Source organism: Saccharothrix tamanrassetensis (assembly GCF_014203665.1).
In the GTDB taxonomy this organism is placed as follows: Bacteria; Actinomycetota; Actinomycetes; order Mycobacteriales; family Pseudonocardiaceae; genus Actinosynnema; species Actinosynnema tamanrassetense.
In genome coordinates this window covers 424444-440494 of record NZ_JACHJN010000004.1, presented here as the reverse complement: position 1 = coordinate 440494, position 16051 = coordinate 424444, and the positions used below count along the sequence as shown (strand labels likewise).

Here is a 16051-nt window from a genome sequence, read left to right as displayed (position 1 = left end):
CAAGGGCGCCGAAGCGCGGCCGTGAGGACCACTGAGCGCAGCGGTGCTAGCGCAGCACGTCCCGCAGCTTCACCCGGGCACCGGTTCGCAGCACGGCGTTCGCGTAGACCTTGCCGCCCAGCCAGGTGATCGCCGCCACCGCCGCGATCGCCAGCACGATCGCCACCAGCACCTGCCACGCCGGCGCGACGCCCATCGCCATCCGGCCCGGCATCAGGATCGGGGCGAACGGCGGCAGCATGGACAGCACCGCCACGAGGGTGTCCGACGCGTCCTGGATCATCAGGTTGATGCCGACCACGAACGCGACCACGATCGCCATGCTGATCGGCGTCAGCACCGACTGGAGTTCCTCCTGGCGCGACACCAACGACGCGGCGGCGGCGAAGACGGTGGCGTACAAGAAGAACCCGAGCAGGTACCACAGGACCCCGGTGGCCAGCGCGCCACCGGCCACGGCGGTCACGTCGATCACGCCGGACACCGACGACAGCACCAGCCCGATGCCGCCGATCAGCAGCAGTTGCAGCAGCCCGACCAGGCCGAGCCCGATCACCTTGCCCAGCAGCAACTGCCACGGCCGCAGCGTCGCCAGCAGGATCTCCACCACCCGGCTGGACTTCTCCTCCACCACGCCCTGCGCGACCATCGTCCCGTACACCAGCAGCGAGTAGTACAGCAGCGCCGCGATCACCAGGCCGATGGCGAGCCGTTGCCCCTGCTGGGAGTCCTCCGGCTGCAACGCCACCACGTCGACCTTCGCCCGGTCCAGGTCCCGCGCCGCCTCCACCGGGTCCACGCCGGCTTCGGCGAGCTGGGCGTCGAGCACCTGCTGCCGCACGATCAGGTCGATCGCGTTGCGCAGGTCGTCGTTCAGCCGGTCCTTGACCACCACGCGCAACGCGTCCGGCGCGCCGGACACCAGCGCGTCCACCTCACCCGCCCGGACGCGCTCCTCGGCCGCCGCCACGTCCGCCACGTCGACGGTGTCGACCTCCCGGCCGAACGACTTCGCGGTCTGCTTCAACGGTTCCGCGAGCACGGTCGCCTGGCCGTTCAACGCCACCGTGTCCCGGTCCGCGCGGTCCAGCAGGACCGTCTGGAGCAGCACGTAGCCCGCCAGCACGGCGACGATCACCAGCGTTCCCCACAGGAACGACCTGGTGCGCACCTTGGTCGTGAACTCCCGGCGGGCGACCAGGAACACCGCCCGGCTCGGGGTCAGCGTGCTCATGAGTCGCGCTCCTCGGTCACCACGCTGCGGAACAGTTCGGTCAGCGACGGCCGCTGCCGGGTGAACTCGCGGACCGGGCCGGTGGCCAGCGCCGCGTGCAGCACGGCCTGGTCGTCCGCGTCCGGCGCCAGCTCCAGCACGAACCGGCTGCCCCGCGCGGTCACCGCGTGCACGCCGGGCAGCGCGTCCGCCCAGGCCGGCGGCGCCTGCGGGGCGTCCACGACCAGCTCCACCGCGCCACCGGCGCGCAGCTCGTCCACCGTGCCGGACGCCACCAGCGAGCCGCTGCGCACGATGCCCACCCGGTCGCACAGGCGTTCCACCAGGTCGAGCTGGTGGCTGGAGAACACCACCGGGACACCGGCGGACGCCTTCTCCCGCAACACGTTGCTCATCACGTCCACGGCGACCGGGTCCAGCCCGGAGAACGGCTCGTCCAGCACCAGCACGTCCGGCTCGTGCACCAGCGCCGCCGCGAGCTGCACCCGCTGCTGGTTGCCCAGGCTCAGCTTCTGCACCTCGTCGCCGCGCCGGTCGCGCAGGCCCAGCCGGGCCACCCAGTTCTCCGCCGAGCGGTGCGCGTCGTTGGTCGACATGCCGTGCAGCTCCGCGAGGTACACCAGCTGGTCGAGCACCTTCATCTTCGGGTAGAGGCCGCGTTCCTCGGGCATGTAGCCGATCCGCCGCCGCGTCTCCAGCGTCACCGGCGCGCCGTTCCAGCGCACCTCGCCGGCGTCCGCCGCGAGCACGCCGAGAGCGATCCGCATGGTCGTGGTCTTGCCCGCCCCGTTGCTGCCGACGAACCCGAACAGCTCGCCCGCCCGGACGTCGAACGTCATGTCCCGCAACGCGACGACCTCGCCGTAGCGCTTGGAGACCCGGTCGATCTCCAGCACCCCCTGTGCCACGGTCGCTCTCCTCCTGTCGGTCAACTGCGGTAGACCTGGTCCGACAACGGCTGGAACGGCTCGCGGCTGAACACCGCCTCCACCGGCAGGCCGAACACCTCGCAGATCCGCATCGCCAGGTCCAGGCTGGGGTAGTGGTCGCCCCGTTCCAGCGCGCCGATCGTCTGGGGGTTGACCTCCACCGCCTGTGCCAGTCCCACTCTGGTCATACCCCGCTCGACCCGCAGCACCTGGATCCGGTTGTGGATCCGCTGCCCAGGGCCCCGGCGTACCGGACTCATGTTACGAAGTGTTGCGAAAACCCAACAGAACGGCAAGTAAACAATTCACACAATAGGCCGAACGGCGGTATCCAGGCCCGGCCGACCCGGAAATCACGATTCGGTGAAACGATACGGGGCCGGGAACCGAATCGAACGACGACCGGTCGAATGTGTCGTGGGCCGCAAAGCCCCGTTGCCTGGAGGGGTGACTCTATGGAGCCTATGGAGCCGGACCAGTGGCTCGCGCAGTACGGCCAGAAGATCGAGCAGGCCAAGCAGAACGCCGAGCAGGCGCAGAGCCAGCTGGGCGAGGTGGGTGGCAGCGCCACGTCCCCGGACGGCCTGATCACGGTGACGGTCAACGCGTCGGGCGCGCTGACCAACCTCATCCTGCGGCCCGCACTGCGCGGTGAGGACCCGGAGCGCGTCTCCGGGGCGATCATGACCGCGGTGGGCCAGGCGCAGCGCGCCGCCGCGGGGCAGGTCGTGCAGATCATGAACGACTTCGTCGGTGACGGCCCGGCGCTGGACTTCGTCAAGGCGAACATGCCCAACGGCTATTCGGGTGACGGCACCGACCCGGTGGAACCGGAACCGGAGATCCAGCGTCGAGACACCAGGCCCGACGACGACTACTTCACCAATCCACCAGACGTGATGGCCTGAGCAGGGGGTAGATGTCCATGTTCGTGTCGTTCAACGTGAGCCCGGAGGAGATCCGGGCGCACGCCGGCACGGTCGACCAGCTGACGCAGCGGATGCTCTCGGCCACCAAGACCGCCGACCCGTCGCTGTCGACCGACGCCTTCGGTGTCTTCGGTTCCTTCCTGGCCTCGTTCCTGCTGAAGACGGCTGGTGTGTCCCAGGACATCCTCGGCCAGGCGACCGAGACCGTCGCCGACATGTGCCAGGGCCTCAAGGAGGTCGCCGAGCTGTACGAGAACGTCGACCTCGACAACGCGTTCGGGTTCAGCGGGAAGGCACGCGGATGACCACCCAGGCCACCACGCAGGGGCGCGACCCGTCCCACCTGATCGGCGACGTGCAGGGCACCGTCGCGGCCGTGGAGCGCGGCGACTGGGTGCAGGCCGGCCTGGGCATGGCGAACACCGCCATGGGCATCGTCGGGCTGGCGTCCAACCCGCTGTCGGGCTTCCTGTCCGCCGGGTTCAGCTGGGCCATCCAGCACGTGGACTTCCTGCGCGAGCCGTTCGACGCGCTGCTGGGCAGCCCGCAGGCGATCCAGAAGATGTCGGACAGCTGGGCGTCCGCCGCGAAGCAGATCGACGGGATCGTCGCGGACTACCGGCGCACCTCGGTCGAGGAGACCCGAGGCTGGCGCGGCCGGTCCGCCGACGGCTACCGCGCGGCGAGCAAGAAGCACGCCAGCGGCCTGGAGACGCTCGCCAAGGCGGCGAAGGGCATCTCCGGCGCGGCCAAGGGCGCGGGCGAGCTGGTCGCGACCGTCCGCAAGACCATCATGGACCTGATCAGCCAGGCCGTGTCGGACATGGTCATGAAGATCATCCAGTGGCTGGCGGCGTCGTTCCTGACGTTCGGCGCGGCGATCGCGGCGGCCATCTCGGACATCGTGCAGATGGCGGTGAACTACGCCAAGAAGCTCGCGGACTTCCTCAAGAAGCTGGGCGACTCGCTCAAGAAGCTGATCGACCTGATCAAGTCGGTGCAGCAGATCGCGTCCACCGCCAAGCAGATCCTCCAGGCGATCACCGCCATGACGCACTCCAACAAGGGTGCCGGCGGCGGCGGTGCGGGACCGCGCAACTCGCAGGGCGGGCTCGGGCTCACCCAGGAACAGCTGGCGAACATGGACCGCAACGCGCGGGACCAGTACGCGCGCGGCGACAGCGGCGGTGGCGGGAACACCAACCCCAGCGGCTCGCACAACGCGGGCCCCGTGGTCAGCCGTCCGCCGTCGTTCGGCGGTCAGACGGGTGCGGACGGCGTCGGCGGCACGGGCGGCGGGACCTACCCCGGCGGCGTGTCGACCGGTGGCCCGCAGGTCGGCCGTCCGCCGCAGGTCGGCTCCGGTTCCGGCTCGGGCTCCGGTTCGGGCTCCGGCGGCGGCGCGACCGGCGGTGGCCACTGGGAGCCGGGCCGCTGGGTTCCGGCGGGCGGTTCGACGCCCGGATCCCGCGTCAACCCGATCACGTACCCGGCCGGGACGCGTGATGTGACGCACGCGACCAACACGACCACGCCCACCACCCCGTACGTGCCGACCGCGCGTCCGTTCTCCACGCCCGACCTGCCGAGCACGACCGGCGGTGGCGGTGGCGGCGGCGGGTTCTCCGGCGGTGGCGGTGGCGGCATCCCGGGCGGCGTCGGCGTCGGTGGCGGTGGCGGTGGCGTCGGTGGTGGCGGTGCCGGAGCCGGCGGCGTGGGCCAGACGTTGCAGGCCGGCGGCTCGTCCGGGGTCGGCCCCGCGGGCGCGCCCGCCGCGGCCGGTGCCCACGGCGGCGTCGGCGGCGGTGCCGGCGGCGGTCGTGGCGGTGCCGGCGGCGGCATGATGGGCGGCATGATGCCCCCGATGGCGGGCCAGCCCGGCCAGGGCGACGGCAAGGACCACCAGCGCAAGGTGCGGCTGGAAGGCGAGCCGCTGATCGAGGAGCCGCCGAAGGCGGCCAAGCCGATCATCGGCGAGTGAGACGAAGGGGGACCTCCTGGGCGGGAGGTCCCCCTTTGCCCTTCCCGGACTCCCGCGCGGGCCGGCCCCGTCACGCCAGCGCAGCCAGCTCCTCGGCGGTCCGTTGCCGCGCCTCGGGCTCCCGAGCCCGGCGGTCCGCCGGCACCAGCCCGATCCGCGTCCGGCGGTCCAGCACGTCGTCCACGTCCAACGCGCCCTCGTGCCGCACCGCCCAGGCGAACTCGCCGATCTCGGCGACCGCGCGCGCCTCGCTCCCGTACCGCCCGACCAACCGCGCCGCCTCCTGCGCCATCTCCTGCGCCGCCTCGTGCACCGGCTCATTCACCGGCCCGGAACCGACGAGCGGCAACGACTTCGTGCGTGACCTCACCGCCGTGAGACCGGTCGCGTCCACCGCATCGGCCGCCATCCGCCGGTACGTCGTGAGCTTGCCGCCGACCACCGTCGTGACACCGCCCTCGGTCAGCACGGCGTGCCGGCGGGACAGGTCGGCACTCGGCCCCTCACCCGTGTCCAGCAGCGGACGCAGACCCGCGAAGCTGCCCAGCACATCGGCGTGCGTCAGTTTCCTGTCCAGCACGGAAGAAGCGACGTCGAGCAGGAAGTCCACATCGGACGCCGGAACGTTCGGCACGTCCGGGATCGGCCCCTCCACCGGCTCATCCGTCAACCCCACGTACACCCGCCCGTCCTGCTGGGGCAGCACGAGCGCGAACCGGTTGCGCCGACCGGGGACCGGCACCGTCAGCGCGGTGTGGCTCAACCCCAGGGAGTCCGCGCGCAGCACGAGATGCGACCCGCGCGACGGCCGCAGCTTCACGTCGACCAACTGCCCCGCCCACACCCCGGCCGCGTTCACCACCGCTCTTGCCTTCACGACGAGGGATTCACCGGTCAGCCCGTCCCGCACGTGCGCTTCACGACCGTGCAGGCCCGTCACCTTCGCCCTGGTGATGATCCGCGCCCCGAACCCGGCCGCCGTACGGGCCAGAGCGACAACCAGCCGGGCGTCGTCGACCAACTGGCCGTCGAAGCTCAGCAGTCCGCCACGCAACCCGTCCCTCCGCAGCCCCGGCGCGAGCGCGAAAGCTTCGGCGGCCGGCACGTGACGCGGCCCCGGCAGCACGCGGGACGGCGTGCGGGCCAGTCGGCGCAGCACGTCGCCGGCCCGCAGGCCCGCCATCACCACCGGGTCGTTGCCCCTGCCGTGCAACGGGACGAGCTGCGGCAGGGCCCGTACGAGGTGCGGCGCGGTGCGGGTCATCAGCACGCCGCGCTCCACCGCGCTCTCGAACGCCAGCCCCACCTCTCCCTGCGCCAGGTACCGCAGACCGCCGTGCACCAGCTTGCTCGACCAGCGGGACGTGCCGAACGCCAGGTCGTGCGCCTCCACCAGGCAGACGTCCAAGCCCCGCGAGGCCGCGTCCAGCGCGACGCCCGCACCCGTGACGCCGCCCCCGACGACCAGCAGGTCGACCGTCCCGTCCGCGACCTCGTCCAGTTCACGCCGCCGGCGTGCGGCGTTGAGCGACGTGCTCACGACAGGGCCGCGTCGAGGAAGCCGGCCAGTTCGGCGAGCAGCGCGTCGAAGTCCAGGTCGGCGGTCGCCGGACGGATCGACAGCACCATCGACTGGGCGGTCAGCAGCACCAAGCGGGCCTGGGCGGCGGAGTCGCCGGGCCGGATCGAGCCGTCCGCGTGGCCCGCCTCGATCTGACCCAGCAGGAACTCCTCCACCAGCCGCTGCGTGCTGCCCAGCCGTTGCACGAGGTAGGGCAGCATCAGTTCGGCGTCCAGGTCGAGCACGCGGCGCATCAACGGGTCGGCGGCGAGCAGCCGGATGCCCGCGATGGTCCGGCCGACCAGGCACTCACGGGCGTTCGCCCCATCCGGCCCGGGTTCTTCGACCCGGCGCAGCAGCGCGCCGAACTCCCTGGTCATCAACGTCCTGACCAGGGTGCGAACGTCCGGGAACCGGCGGTAGAGGGTCATCCGGCTGACGCCGGCGCGCTTGGCGATGTCCGTCAGGGTGGTGCGGCGGACACCGACCTCGACCACGCAGTCGCGGGCCGCGTCCAGCAGGGCGTCATCACTGTGACGTTGAGACGTCATGTGTAACACTGTAGCGGTGACCGAGCGCATCGACCACACCCTCCGGGGCAGGTGGTCACCAACGACGGGAACGCTGCCGCCGCACGCCCTCAAGTGGCTCCGGCAGCGGACCGGGCTGTCGGACGTCAGGACCCCCGCCCGCACGCCGGACGTGCCCGCGTCGGCGTTGTCGGGCGCCGCGCACGCCGCACTGGATGCCGTGGTCGGGCCCGGTTTCGTGCGCGTCGACCGGGACTCGCGGCTGGGTCGGACAGGCGGCCTGTCCTACCTCGACCTGCTGGGGCAACGCGGGGAGGGGACGCCGGCCGTGCCCGACGCCGTAGTGCTGCCCGCGACGCCGGAGCAGGTCACCGATGTGCTGCGGACGTGCGCCGAACACGACGTGGCGGTCGTGCCGTTCGGGGGCGGCACGTCCGTGGTGGGTGGTGTGGCGGCGTTGCGCGGGGACAAGGCGGCCGTGATCACGCTCGACCTCGTCCGGCTGGACAAGCTGGTCTCCGTGGACCCGGTGTCCCGCATCGCGGTGCTCCAGGCCGGCCTGCCCGCACCGCAGGCCGAACGCCTGCTGGCCCCGCACGGCCTGACCATCGGGCACGTGCCGCAGTCCTACGAGCGGGCCACCATCGGCGGCTTCGCGGCCACCCGTTCCGCCGGCCAGGCGTCGTCCGGCTACGGCAGGTTCGAGGACATGGTCGAGGGCGTCCGCCTGGCCACCCCGGTCGGCGAGTGGCGACTCGGCACCGCGCCCGCCTCGGCCGCCGGGCCGGACCTCAAGCAGCTCGTGGTCGGCAGCGAAGGCGCCCTCGGCGTCATCACCGAAGTGTCGGTGCGCGTGCGGCCACGGCCCCGGGTCGAACGCTACGAAGGCTTCGTGGTCGACGGTTGGGAGCGCGGATCGGCCACCGTGCGCGCCCTCGCCCAAAGCCACCTGCCGGCCGACGTGACCCGTCTGTCGGATGTGGACGAAACCGAGGTGTCGCTGGCCCTCGCCGGAGGCTGGAAGACCGCCGCGCTGAAGGCGTACCTGCGGGCACGAGGCGTCGCCGAGCCGTGCCTGCTCATCCTCGGCTGGCACGGCCGATCCGAGGACGAGATCCGTCGTCGCCGCAAGGAAACCCTACGAGGCCTGAAGCTCCTGTCCCTGGGACGAGCCCTCGGCGAGGCCTGGCGACACGGCCGGTTCAACGGCCCCCGCCAACGCGACACGCTGATGGAACTAGGCGTGTGCGTGGAGACGTTGGAGACGGCCACACACTGGTCGCGTGTCTCCGAACTGCGCACGGCCGTCCGAGCGGCCTTGTCCGACGCACTGGGCAACTGCATCGTCATGTGCCACATCTCGCACGCATACGAAACCGGCGCATCCCTGTACTTCACGGTCCTCGCCGCACGTGACGCCGACGACCCAATAGGACAGTGGCAGGTCGCCAAGGCCGCCGCGAGCGAGGCGATCACCGGCACCGGCACGATCAGCCACCACCACGCGGTAGGGACCGATCACGCCCCGTACCTGGAGGCCGAGATCGGGGGGCTCGGCGTGGCGGTGCTGGCGTCCGTCAAGCGGACACTGGACCCGACCGGCGTGCTCAACCCTGGCAAGCTCCTGCCGACCGGTCTAGCTTCACCGGGGTGACCGGTGATCTGCTGATCCGCTCCGTGCGGCCGTGGCCCAACAGCCTTGACGTGCCGACGGTGGACGTGCTGTGTTCGAACGGGCTGGTGGCGTCCATCGGCACCGCGCTGGCAGCCCCGCCCGGCGTGCCCGTGGTGGACGGTGGGAACGGCGTGCTGCTGCCGTCGTTCACCGACGCCCACGCCCACCTGGACTCGACCCGCCTGGGCTTGCCATTCCGACCGCACACGGCCGGACCGAGCCTCCACGAGCTGATCGAGAACGACCGCCGCAACTGGCGCACAGCCGAGCAGACCGTCGCCCAACGAGCCACCCACACCCTCGGCCGGACCATCGCCGCCGGCACGACGCAGGTGCGCAGCCACGCGCAGGTGGACGTCGACTCCGGCCTGGAGAAGCTGGAGGGCGTCCTGGCGGCCCGCGAGGCGCACGCGGACCGAGCGTCGGTGGAGGTGGTGGCGTTCCCGCAATGCGGCATCCTGCGCGAGAAGGGCACCGCCGACCTGCTGGAGGCAGCACTGCGAGCAGGCGCGGACCTGGTCGGAGGCCTCGACCCGGCAGGCTACGACCGCGACCCCGTGCGACACCTGGACGTCGTGTTCGGCTTGGCGGAGAAGCACCAACGCGGCGTCGACATCCACCTGCACGACGCCGGGTCACTGGGCGCGTTCCAGGTCGAACTGATCTGCGAACGCGTCGCCGCACTCGACATGCGCGGCAAGGTGACCATAAGCCACGCGTTCGCACTGTCCACTGTAGACGCGGATCGTCAACGCGAGCTCATCGAACTACTGGCCGAACACGACGTAGCCGTGACCACCGTAGCCCCCGGCACCCGCGACCCGTTGCCGCTGCGCGAACTGCGCTGGGCCGGCGTCCGCTTGGGCTTGGGGCAGGACGGAATGCGCGACTACTGGTCCCCCTACGGCAACGCCGACATGCTCGACCGAACCTGGCAACTCGCGTACCGCAACGGCTTCCGCCAAGACGCCCTGATCGAGATGTGCGTGGACATAGCCACCCGCGGCGGCGCATCGGTGATCGGCCACCCCCACGGCCTGACCGAAGGCTCTCCCGCCAACCTGCTGGTCGTCCCCGGCGACACCGTAACCGCAGCCGTAATGGACCGAGCCCCACGAACCCTGGTAGTGCACAAGGGCCGAGCAGTAGCAGCCCACGGCAACCTAACCCCCTAACCCGCACACCCCCCGCACGGCCTGCGCCCCCGCGCACACCCCCGCCACGGCCTGCGCGCCCCGCACACACCTGCGGTTCGGCTGCGCCCCCGCGCACACTCCTGCCCTGCGTGTCATCCCCGTATGGCCTGCGCGCCAGCGAACCGCATGTGTCAAGGGCAGATCGGACACGCGACCACCGAACACACCTTCACGATCTGCCCTTGACACATGTGGTTGTCTCCGACCAGGCCATACGGGGAGGACACGCAGACCACCGCCCTTCAAAGCTCGAAGAGCTTTGAAGGGCTCTTGTAGGGATCCTTGGCGGCCAGCCCGTCCGGCGAGGACGCTTTTCGCCCTTCACCCCGCCCCTCACTCACCCCGCTTCACCCCGCGCGCACCCCCGCACCTCGCCCTCTACAACCTCACCAAGGCCTTCCCCAAGTTATCCCCCCGCAGCATCCCCAAGAACGCCTCCGGAGCCTTGCCCAACCCACCCTCCGTCACCGTCTCGCGATACCGCAGCTTCCCCTCCGCGATCCACCCACCGACCTCCCTGACGAACTCCTCCTGCAGGTGGTCGAAGTCCCACACCAGGAACCCGCGCAGCGTCAGTCGCTTCCCCACCGCCAGCCCCAGGTTCCGAGGCCCGGGCGGCAAGTCCGACGCCTTGGCGTTGTACACCGAGATCGCCCCGCACAACGCCGCCCGCCCGTAGTTGTTGAACGAAGCCACAGCGGCTTCCAGGTGCTCCCCGCCCACGTTGTCGAAGAACACGTCGATGCCCTCCGGCGCAGCCGCGGCCAACTGCTCCGCCACCGGCCCGTTCCGGTAGTTGAACGCCGCGTCGAACCCCAGTTCGTCGACCAGGTACGCCACCTTCTCGTCGGTCCCGGCCGATCCGATGACCCGCGCCGCACCCCGCAACTTGGCGACCTGCCCCACGACCTGTCCGACGGCCCCCGCCGCCCCGGACACGAACACCACGTCGCCCTCCTTGAACGACGCCACTTCCAGCAACCCCGCGTATGCCGTCAACCCGGGCATCCCCAACACACCCAGGTAAGCCCCCAACGGGGCCTTCTCCGGATCCACCTTCACCGCGCGAGCACCGTCCACGACCGCGTACTCACGCCAACCCGACCCGTGCAGCACCTTGTCACCGACCGCGAAGCCCTCGACGCCCGACACCACGACCTCGCCGATCGCGCCACCCTCCATCACCTTGCCGACCTCGTACGGCGCGACGTACGACTTGGCGTCGCTCATCCGCCCCCGCATGTACGGGTCCACGCTCATGATCAGGTTGCGCACCAACAACCGGCCCTCTCCGGGCTCGGGCACGGCCACGGAGACGAGTTCGAAGTTCTCCAACGTCGGGAAGCCCTCGGGGCGGGACGCGAGACGGATTTCCTGCGCGGTGCTGGGCACGGTCATGACGTCGTCAACCCCGCTCAACCGGCGCGGTGTTCCGTGCCCCCACCGTGACCTGCGTCTCTCAGCGCAGTCACCCCGACAGCGCAGTCACCCCGACAGCGCAGTCACCCCGACAGCGCAGTCACCCCGACAGCGCAGCCACCCCGACAGCGCAGCCACCCCGACAGTGCAGCCACTCCGAACACCACAGCCACCCCGAACAGCGGCAGTCACGCTCCCAGCAGCGCAGTCACGCTCCGATACCTGAATCCCAGCCTTTCGTACACCTTGATCGCGGTCGTGTTCGCCGCGTCCACCATCAACGCACACGCCCCCGACTCCGCCAACAACGCACTGGTCAGGAACGCGCAGATGCGGGTCGAAAGGCCACGCCCCCGGTGATCGGGATGCGTCGCCACTCCCGCGATGAACCCGACACCCGGCGCGGACCAGGCGTCCGCACCCACCGCGGCGAGCGCTCCGTCATCCCCGTGCACGCCGGCCCACCGGCGCGGTCCCGGCTCGTACGGCCACACGTACGAGTTCGGGCTCGCCTTGCGCAGCAACGCCTCCACGTCGTCCCACTCGTCCTCGTGCAGCCAACGAACGTCATCCGGCGCGTCCAGCGAGCCGGTGCGCTCCATCCACCCGAACGTGCCGACTCGCGGGAACTCCGACAGCTCGGTGGCCAGCTCCGTCGTGACCAACGGCCTCGTCCCCGGCCGCCGCCGGGTGCGCAGGATCACCGCCACATCCGCCGCCGGACCGGCGAGCACCAACCGGTCATGCCGGTTCAGGGCCGGCGCGAGCACGCCCACCGCATCGCCGTGGGACCACGCCACCCCGCCCCGACCGGGCAGCAGACACTGGGCCGCCCAACGGACCAGCAGGTCCGGGTTCGCCGCCGCCACCTCGTCCGGGGTCCGCAAAACACGCATGACCGCATCATCGCCGACGCCCTACCCTCACCGGCATGGAGATCCTGCGGGTGACCGAGCACGATGCCGTGTCCGCCGCGGCCCACCTCTTCGACGACCCGCCGCAGGACGAGGCGACCCGGCGCTTCCTCGCCGACGAGCGCCACCACCTGCTCATCGCGTACGTGGACGGCCGGCCCGCCGGATTCGTGTCGGGCGTGGAGGTCACCCACCCGGACAAGGGCACCGAGATGTTCGTCTACGAACTGGGGGTGGACGACTCGTTCCAACGCCAGGGCATCGGCACCGCACTGGTGGGCGCCCTGCTCGCGCTCGCCGAGGAACGCGGCTGCTTCGGCGCCTTCACCGCCACCGAGCCCGACAACACCGCCGCCCTCGCCACTTACGCCCGCACCAAGGCCGAAGCCGAGCCCACCACTTCGCTGTCCTGGACCTTCTGACGCGGGAACTCCGCCGCGCCAGAACGCTCCTCTCCTCCGCAGGACGATCCCGACAATCTCCCGGGCAGCGTCAGGAGGACTTCCGCCACAACAGCCCGCGCTTCTGCAACGTGTCCTCCAACGCCTGGTACGCCACATCCATCGCCATCAGGTACTCCCGCTGATCACGCGGCGGCACCGACTCGTCCGGCCGCGGAACGGGACTCAACTGCATCCACCGCTCCTCCCACAGCACCTCGCCGGCCGCCTCCCACAGCAGCCGCACGCCGGCCCGCGTCAGCACCTCCTGCTCGACCAGCTCCGCCACCCGGTCCTGGGACGCCGCCAGCCGCGCCAGCAGGTCGCGCACCCGCTCGCGGTCCGCCTCCCGCATCCTCTCGGCCGACTCGGCGGCCAGGCCGACGATCTCCTTGTACCGCTCCATCGCCGTGACCGCCGCCACCTCGGACACGCCGTCCCCGCTGCGCTGCGCGGGCACCACCGATGCGTGACTGATCATGATTCCTCCCCGGTGTCGAACGGAATGACCACCTGCGGACGGGAATGCTCGAACCGGTCGAAGAACAACCCCCGACGAGGCCGCGGCGACCACGCCATGACCTGTTCCGGCCCGAACGACAGCAGTTCCTTGCCCTGGACGTCGAAGGCCAGCCACGCGCCGATGTCGTCGTACACGCCCGGCGGCAGGCTGTTCTTCAGCCGCTGCACACCGCGCCACCAGCCGAGCAGGTGGGTGCGGTTCTCCGGGCCGTGCTTGAGCACCGTGCGCAGGCTGTCCACCCCGGACATCCGCGTAGTGGGATTCTTGTTCTCCAGCAGGGTGTGCGCCGCGTCGACGGCGTACACCACCAGGTAGTGGGGAGGGAGCGGCGCGCCGGTCTCGCCGGTGATGGACGCGGTGAGCCGGGCCGCCGTGGCGTCCAGCAGGGTGCGGATGCCGTCCAGCCCCAGCAGGTCCGCCGAATGACCCGCGTTGCGCAACTGCTTGCACAGCTTGTCCGCGTACGGCCACGCGTCCTCGGCCAGGCACGCCAGGCTGAACTGCGCCGCGCCGACTTCGTGTTGCCGCGCCAGGGAGAGCGTCGCACCGCCGAGCACCGCCGCCGCGTCCTCCGCGAGCGAGCCGATCACCGCGATGTTGCGCCCCGGCGTGCGCGCGAACCGCACCTTGGCGGCGCTGCCCGCCACGTCGATGACCTGGCCCAGCAGCACGGTCGGGTTGCCCTCGACCGGCCGCAGGGCCTGGAAGTCCGGCAGCGCCTGGAGGTTGGGCACCTTGCTGCCGTCGAACAGGATCGGCTCGGCCAGGTCCGCCGGGCGGCGGGCGTGCAGCTCGGCCTGGAGCTTGTCGAACGTGCCGCGCCCGGTCGCGTCCGGGATGCGGGCGATCGCGTTGCCCGGCCGCACACCGGACTCGTGGTTGACCACGGCGTGCCAGCGGGGCAGTTCCACGGCGGCGTCGTTCTGCGGCTCGGCGAGCACCCGGCGCGCCTTGGGCAGCGCGATGCGCACGGTGAACTGCTCGAAGATCGCCGACTTGCCCCAGAACCCCTCGATGCCGGACACGTCCTGGCTGGACAGCACCAGGTGGATGCCCTGCGACCGGCCGCGCCGGGCCACGTCCTCCAGCAGCTGGGTGGCCTGCGCGGTGACCTGGTCGCGTTCGCCGAACAGGTACTGGAACTCGTCGATCACCGCGACGATCCGGGGCCACCGGCCGTCCGGGTCCTCCTCGCGCAACTGCTCCAGCTTGGTGACCTCGTGCTGCTTCGCCGCGTCCGCCCGCCGGCGCATCTCGTCGGCCAGGAACCTCAGCAGCGCCACGCCGAACTCGCGGTCGGTGTTGACGTTCACGCCGACCAGCCGGGCGTGCGGCAGCCACGTCGGGTCCTTGCGGCCGGGCGCGAACTGCGCGAACGACACGCCCTCCTTGAAGTCCAGCAGGTACAGCTCGAGCTCTTCCGGGTGGTAGCGGGCGGCGAGGCTGCCCAGCATCGCGTACAGGAAGTTCGTCTTGCCCGAACCGCTCGGGCCGCCGATCAGCGCGTGCGGCGACGTGTCGCCCAGTCCCACGTGCACCGGCTCGCCCTCGTCGTACCCCACGGGCGCGACCACGCCGGCCGCCGAGCTGTCCTGCCAGAAGCTCTCCGGCAGCAGGTCGGCGAACGTGCTCAGCCGGGTTCGCCGCTCCTCCCGCTTCTCCGCGATGGTGGCGCACGCGCGCGGCACCTGGGTCTGCGGGAACTGCGGGTCCAGCGCGACCGTGACGTGCTTGCCGGTCATGGTGGTGGTCGCGCTCTGGTCCTCGGCGATCACCACCGTCTCGATCGGGGAGTTCACGCTGACCGGGATGTCCACGATGATCAGCTGCACGCCGCAGGCCAAACCGTTGCGCGCCACGCGTTGCAGCTGCTGCTGGTGCTCTTCCCTGAGCGCCTGGCGGTTGCCGAACAGCACGGCCACCCGCCACGGCTCGGTGCGCCGACCGCCGACCGACCGCACCGACTGGTGGCCTTCCACCAGCACGCCGGTGTGCACGCGGCGGATGTGGTCGGACAGCTCGTCCAGCAGCTCGTGCAGCCGCGCCGGGTCGTGCACGGTGAGCAGGCCCGCGCGGGTCAGCGGGTACAGCCCGGGCAGCGAACCGGTGAGCTGGTTGACGTCCCACACGTGGATGTTCACCAGGCCCGGCTGGAAGTAGCTGACCAGCCGCAACAACAGGTTCTCCACCAGGGCGTCGGCCACCATCCGGCTGTCCGGTGTGGACACCACGTGCAGGTGCGAGTGGTCGAGCAGCGGAACGGCCACCGGGAACGTCTGCGGCTCCGGCGCGCTGAGCACCATGCCGGTGCCGATGCGCCACAGCTCCGGCACGCCGTCGCTGCCGTCGGCCGTGCCGGGGCGGCCCAGCCACCTCTCCGGCGGCCACGACGCGGCACCGGGCGCCACGGCGTTCACCAAAGCGGTCAGCCGGCTCGGACCGCGTTCGGACCACTCCCGGAACGCCTCGACCCGGTCGATCATGGTCCTGGCGAGCTGCCGCTCGAACCGCTCGGCCTGCAACGCCTTCTTCAGCACCGGGTCGGCCATCGCCCGGTCGACGCCCTCACCGCGCAGCATCACCTCGAACATGTCGCGCGCGCGTTCGTCCACGAGTTGGCGGAGCTCGCGCGAGGCGTTGCCCAGGGCCGCCGCGACCGCCCGGCGGAACTCCTCGAACGAGGCCTCGATCCTCCTCCGACGCTCGTCGCGCCTGCTCAC

Annotated in this window: 15 protein-coding genes; 6 read left to right on the top strand and 9 right to left on the bottom strand. The window is 71.2% G+C overall.

Annotated elements, in window-relative coordinates; translation table 11 throughout:
* Positions 1-46: 46 nt before the first annotated feature.
* The 3 genes from FHS29_RS15130 to FHS29_RS15120 are packed head-to-tail and all read right to left on the bottom strand — an operon-like array spanning position 47 to position 2423.
* Positions 47-1234, bottom strand: coding sequence for an ABC transporter permease (locus tag FHS29_RS15130; protein WP_184691268.1), 1188 nt, complete (start codon positions 1232-1234; stop codon positions 47-49).
* Positions 1231-2142 (bottom strand): ABC transporter ATP-binding protein, encoded by a 912-nt coding sequence (locus FHS29_RS15125; RefSeq protein ID WP_184691267.1) that lies wholly within the window; start codon positions 2140-2142, stop codon positions 1231-1233. The genes FHS29_RS15130 and FHS29_RS15125 overlap by 4 nt, the downstream gene beginning before the upstream one ends.
* 20 nt (positions 2143-2162) lie before the next feature.
* Complete coding sequence (locus FHS29_RS15120; RefSeq protein WP_184691266.1) at positions 2163-2423, bottom strand: helix-turn-helix transcriptional regulator; 261 nt, start codon at positions 2421-2423, stop codon at positions 2163-2165.
* A 195-nt stretch (positions 2424-2618) separates the two neighbouring features.
* Here FHS29_RS15120 and FHS29_RS15115 point away from each other — a divergent pair, with 195 nt between their 5' ends.
* From FHS29_RS15115 to FHS29_RS15105, 3 genes are read left to right on the top strand one after another with little or no spacing between them, the layout of a single operon-like run.
* Positions 2619-3071 (top strand): YbaB/EbfC family nucleoid-associated protein, encoded by a 453-nt coding sequence (locus tag FHS29_RS15115; protein WP_184691265.1) that lies wholly within the window; start codon positions 2619-2621, stop codon positions 3069-3071.
* A gap of 11 nt (positions 3072-3082) precedes the next feature.
* Positions 3083-3397: a type VII secretion target gene (locus FHS29_RS15110; RefSeq protein WP_184691264.1), complete on the top strand. Its 315-nt coding sequence runs from the start codon at positions 3083-3085 to the stop codon at positions 3395-3397.
* Positions 3394-5073, top strand: coding sequence for a WXG100 family type VII secretion target (locus tag FHS29_RS15105; protein ID WP_184691263.1), 1680 nt, complete (start codon positions 3394-3396; stop codon positions 5071-5073). The genes FHS29_RS15110 and FHS29_RS15105 overlap by 4 nt, the downstream gene beginning before the upstream one ends.
* 70 nt (positions 5074-5143) lie before the next feature.
* Here the strand turns inward: FHS29_RS15105 and FHS29_RS15100 are convergent, their stop codons facing one another.
* A complete protein-coding gene (locus FHS29_RS15100) occupies positions 5144-6613 on the bottom strand; it encodes a glycerol-3-phosphate dehydrogenase/oxidase (RefSeq protein WP_184691262.1) in 1470 nt (489 codons plus the stop codon).
* Positions 6610-7185 carry a TetR/AcrR family transcriptional regulator gene (locus FHS29_RS15095; protein WP_184691261.1) on the bottom strand — a complete coding sequence of 192 codons (576 nt, stop codon included), beginning with the start codon at positions 7183-7185 and terminating at the stop codon, positions 6610-6612. The genes FHS29_RS15100 and FHS29_RS15095 overlap by 4 nt, the downstream gene beginning before the upstream one ends.
* Positions 7186-7201: 16 nt before the next feature.
* Between FHS29_RS15095 and FHS29_RS15090 the strand changes: the two genes are divergently transcribed.
* Together FHS29_RS15090 and FHS29_RS15085 are read left to right on the top strand one after the other, a co-directional pair.
* Entirely contained in the window at positions 7202-8818 is a 1617-nt protein-coding gene (locus tag FHS29_RS15090) for an FAD-binding oxidoreductase (protein WP_184691260.1), read from the top strand.
* Positions 8815-10014, top strand: a complete 1200-nt coding sequence (locus FHS29_RS15085; RefSeq protein ID WP_184691259.1) for an amidohydrolase — start codon at positions 8815-8817, stop codon at positions 10012-10014. Before FHS29_RS15090 ends, FHS29_RS15085 begins: the two co-directional genes overlap by 4 nt.
* Before the next feature lie 399 nt (positions 10015-10413).
* On the opposite strand, the gene FHS29_RS15080 is transcribed toward FHS29_RS15085, so the two are convergent.
* Both FHS29_RS15080 and FHS29_RS15075 read right to left on the bottom strand, forming a co-directional pair.
* Complete coding sequence (locus FHS29_RS15080; RefSeq protein ID WP_184691258.1) at positions 10414-11433, bottom strand: NADP-dependent oxidoreductase; 1020 nt, start codon at positions 11431-11433, stop codon at positions 10414-10416.
* Between the two features lie 209 nt (positions 11434-11642).
* Complete coding sequence (locus FHS29_RS15075; protein WP_184691257.1) at positions 11643-12350, bottom strand: GNAT family N-acetyltransferase; 708 nt, start codon at positions 12348-12350, stop codon at positions 11643-11645.
* A gap of 35 nt (positions 12351-12385) precedes the next feature.
* Between FHS29_RS15075 and FHS29_RS15070 the strand changes: the two genes are divergently transcribed.
* Complete coding sequence (locus tag FHS29_RS15070; RefSeq protein ID WP_184691256.1) at positions 12386-12790, top strand: GNAT family N-acetyltransferase; 405 nt, start codon at positions 12386-12388, stop codon at positions 12788-12790.
* A 70-nt stretch (positions 12791-12860) separates the two neighbouring features.
* Here FHS29_RS15070 and FHS29_RS15065 read toward each other — a convergent pair whose 3' ends face one another.
* Both FHS29_RS15065 and FHS29_RS38120 read right to left on the bottom strand, forming a co-directional pair.
* Entirely contained in the window at positions 12861-13289 is a 429-nt protein-coding gene (locus tag FHS29_RS15065) for a hypothetical protein (RefSeq protein WP_184691255.1), read from the bottom strand.
* Positions 13286-16051 (bottom strand): FtsK/SpoIIIE domain-containing protein, encoded by a 2766-nt coding sequence (locus tag FHS29_RS38120; RefSeq protein ID WP_184691254.1) that lies wholly within the window; start codon positions 16049-16051, stop codon positions 13286-13288. Before FHS29_RS38120 ends, FHS29_RS15065 begins: the two co-directional genes overlap by 4 nt.

Coding starts and splice junctions, on each gene's coding strand:
- FHS29_RS15115 (WP_184691265.1), top strand. CDS start 2,619: ATGGAGCCTATGGAGCCGGACCAGTGGCTCGCGCAGTACGGCCAGAAG.
- FHS29_RS15095 (WP_184691261.1), bottom strand. CDS start 7,185: ATGACGTCTCAACGTCACAGTGATGACGCCCTGCTGGACGCGGCCCGC.
- FHS29_RS15120 (WP_184691266.1), bottom strand. CDS start 2,423: ATGAGTCCGGTACGCCGGGGCCCTGGGCAGCGGATCCACAACCGGATC.
- FHS29_RS15065 (WP_184691255.1), bottom strand. CDS start 13,289: ATGATCAGTCACGCATCGGTGGTGCCCGCGCAGCGCAGCGGGGACGGC.
- FHS29_RS15075 (WP_184691257.1), bottom strand. CDS start 12,350: ATGCGTGTTTTGCGGACCCCGGACGAGGTGGCGGCGGCGAACCCGGAC.
- FHS29_RS15070 (WP_184691256.1), top strand. CDS start 12,386: ATGGAGATCCTGCGGGTGACCGAGCACGATGCCGTGTCCGCCGCGGCC.
- FHS29_RS15110 (WP_184691264.1), top strand. CDS start 3,083: ATGTCCATGTTCGTGTCGTTCAACGTGAGCCCGGAGGAGATCCGGGCG.
- FHS29_RS15105 (WP_184691263.1), top strand. CDS start 3,394: ATGACCACCCAGGCCACCACGCAGGGGCGCGACCCGTCCCACCTGATC.
- FHS29_RS15130 (WP_184691268.1), bottom strand. CDS start 1,234: ATGAGCACGCTGACCCCGAGCCGGGCGGTGTTCCTGGTCGCCCGCCGG.
- FHS29_RS15080 (WP_184691258.1), bottom strand. CDS start 11,433: ATGACCGTGCCCAGCACCGCGCAGGAAATCCGTCTCGCGTCCCGCCCC.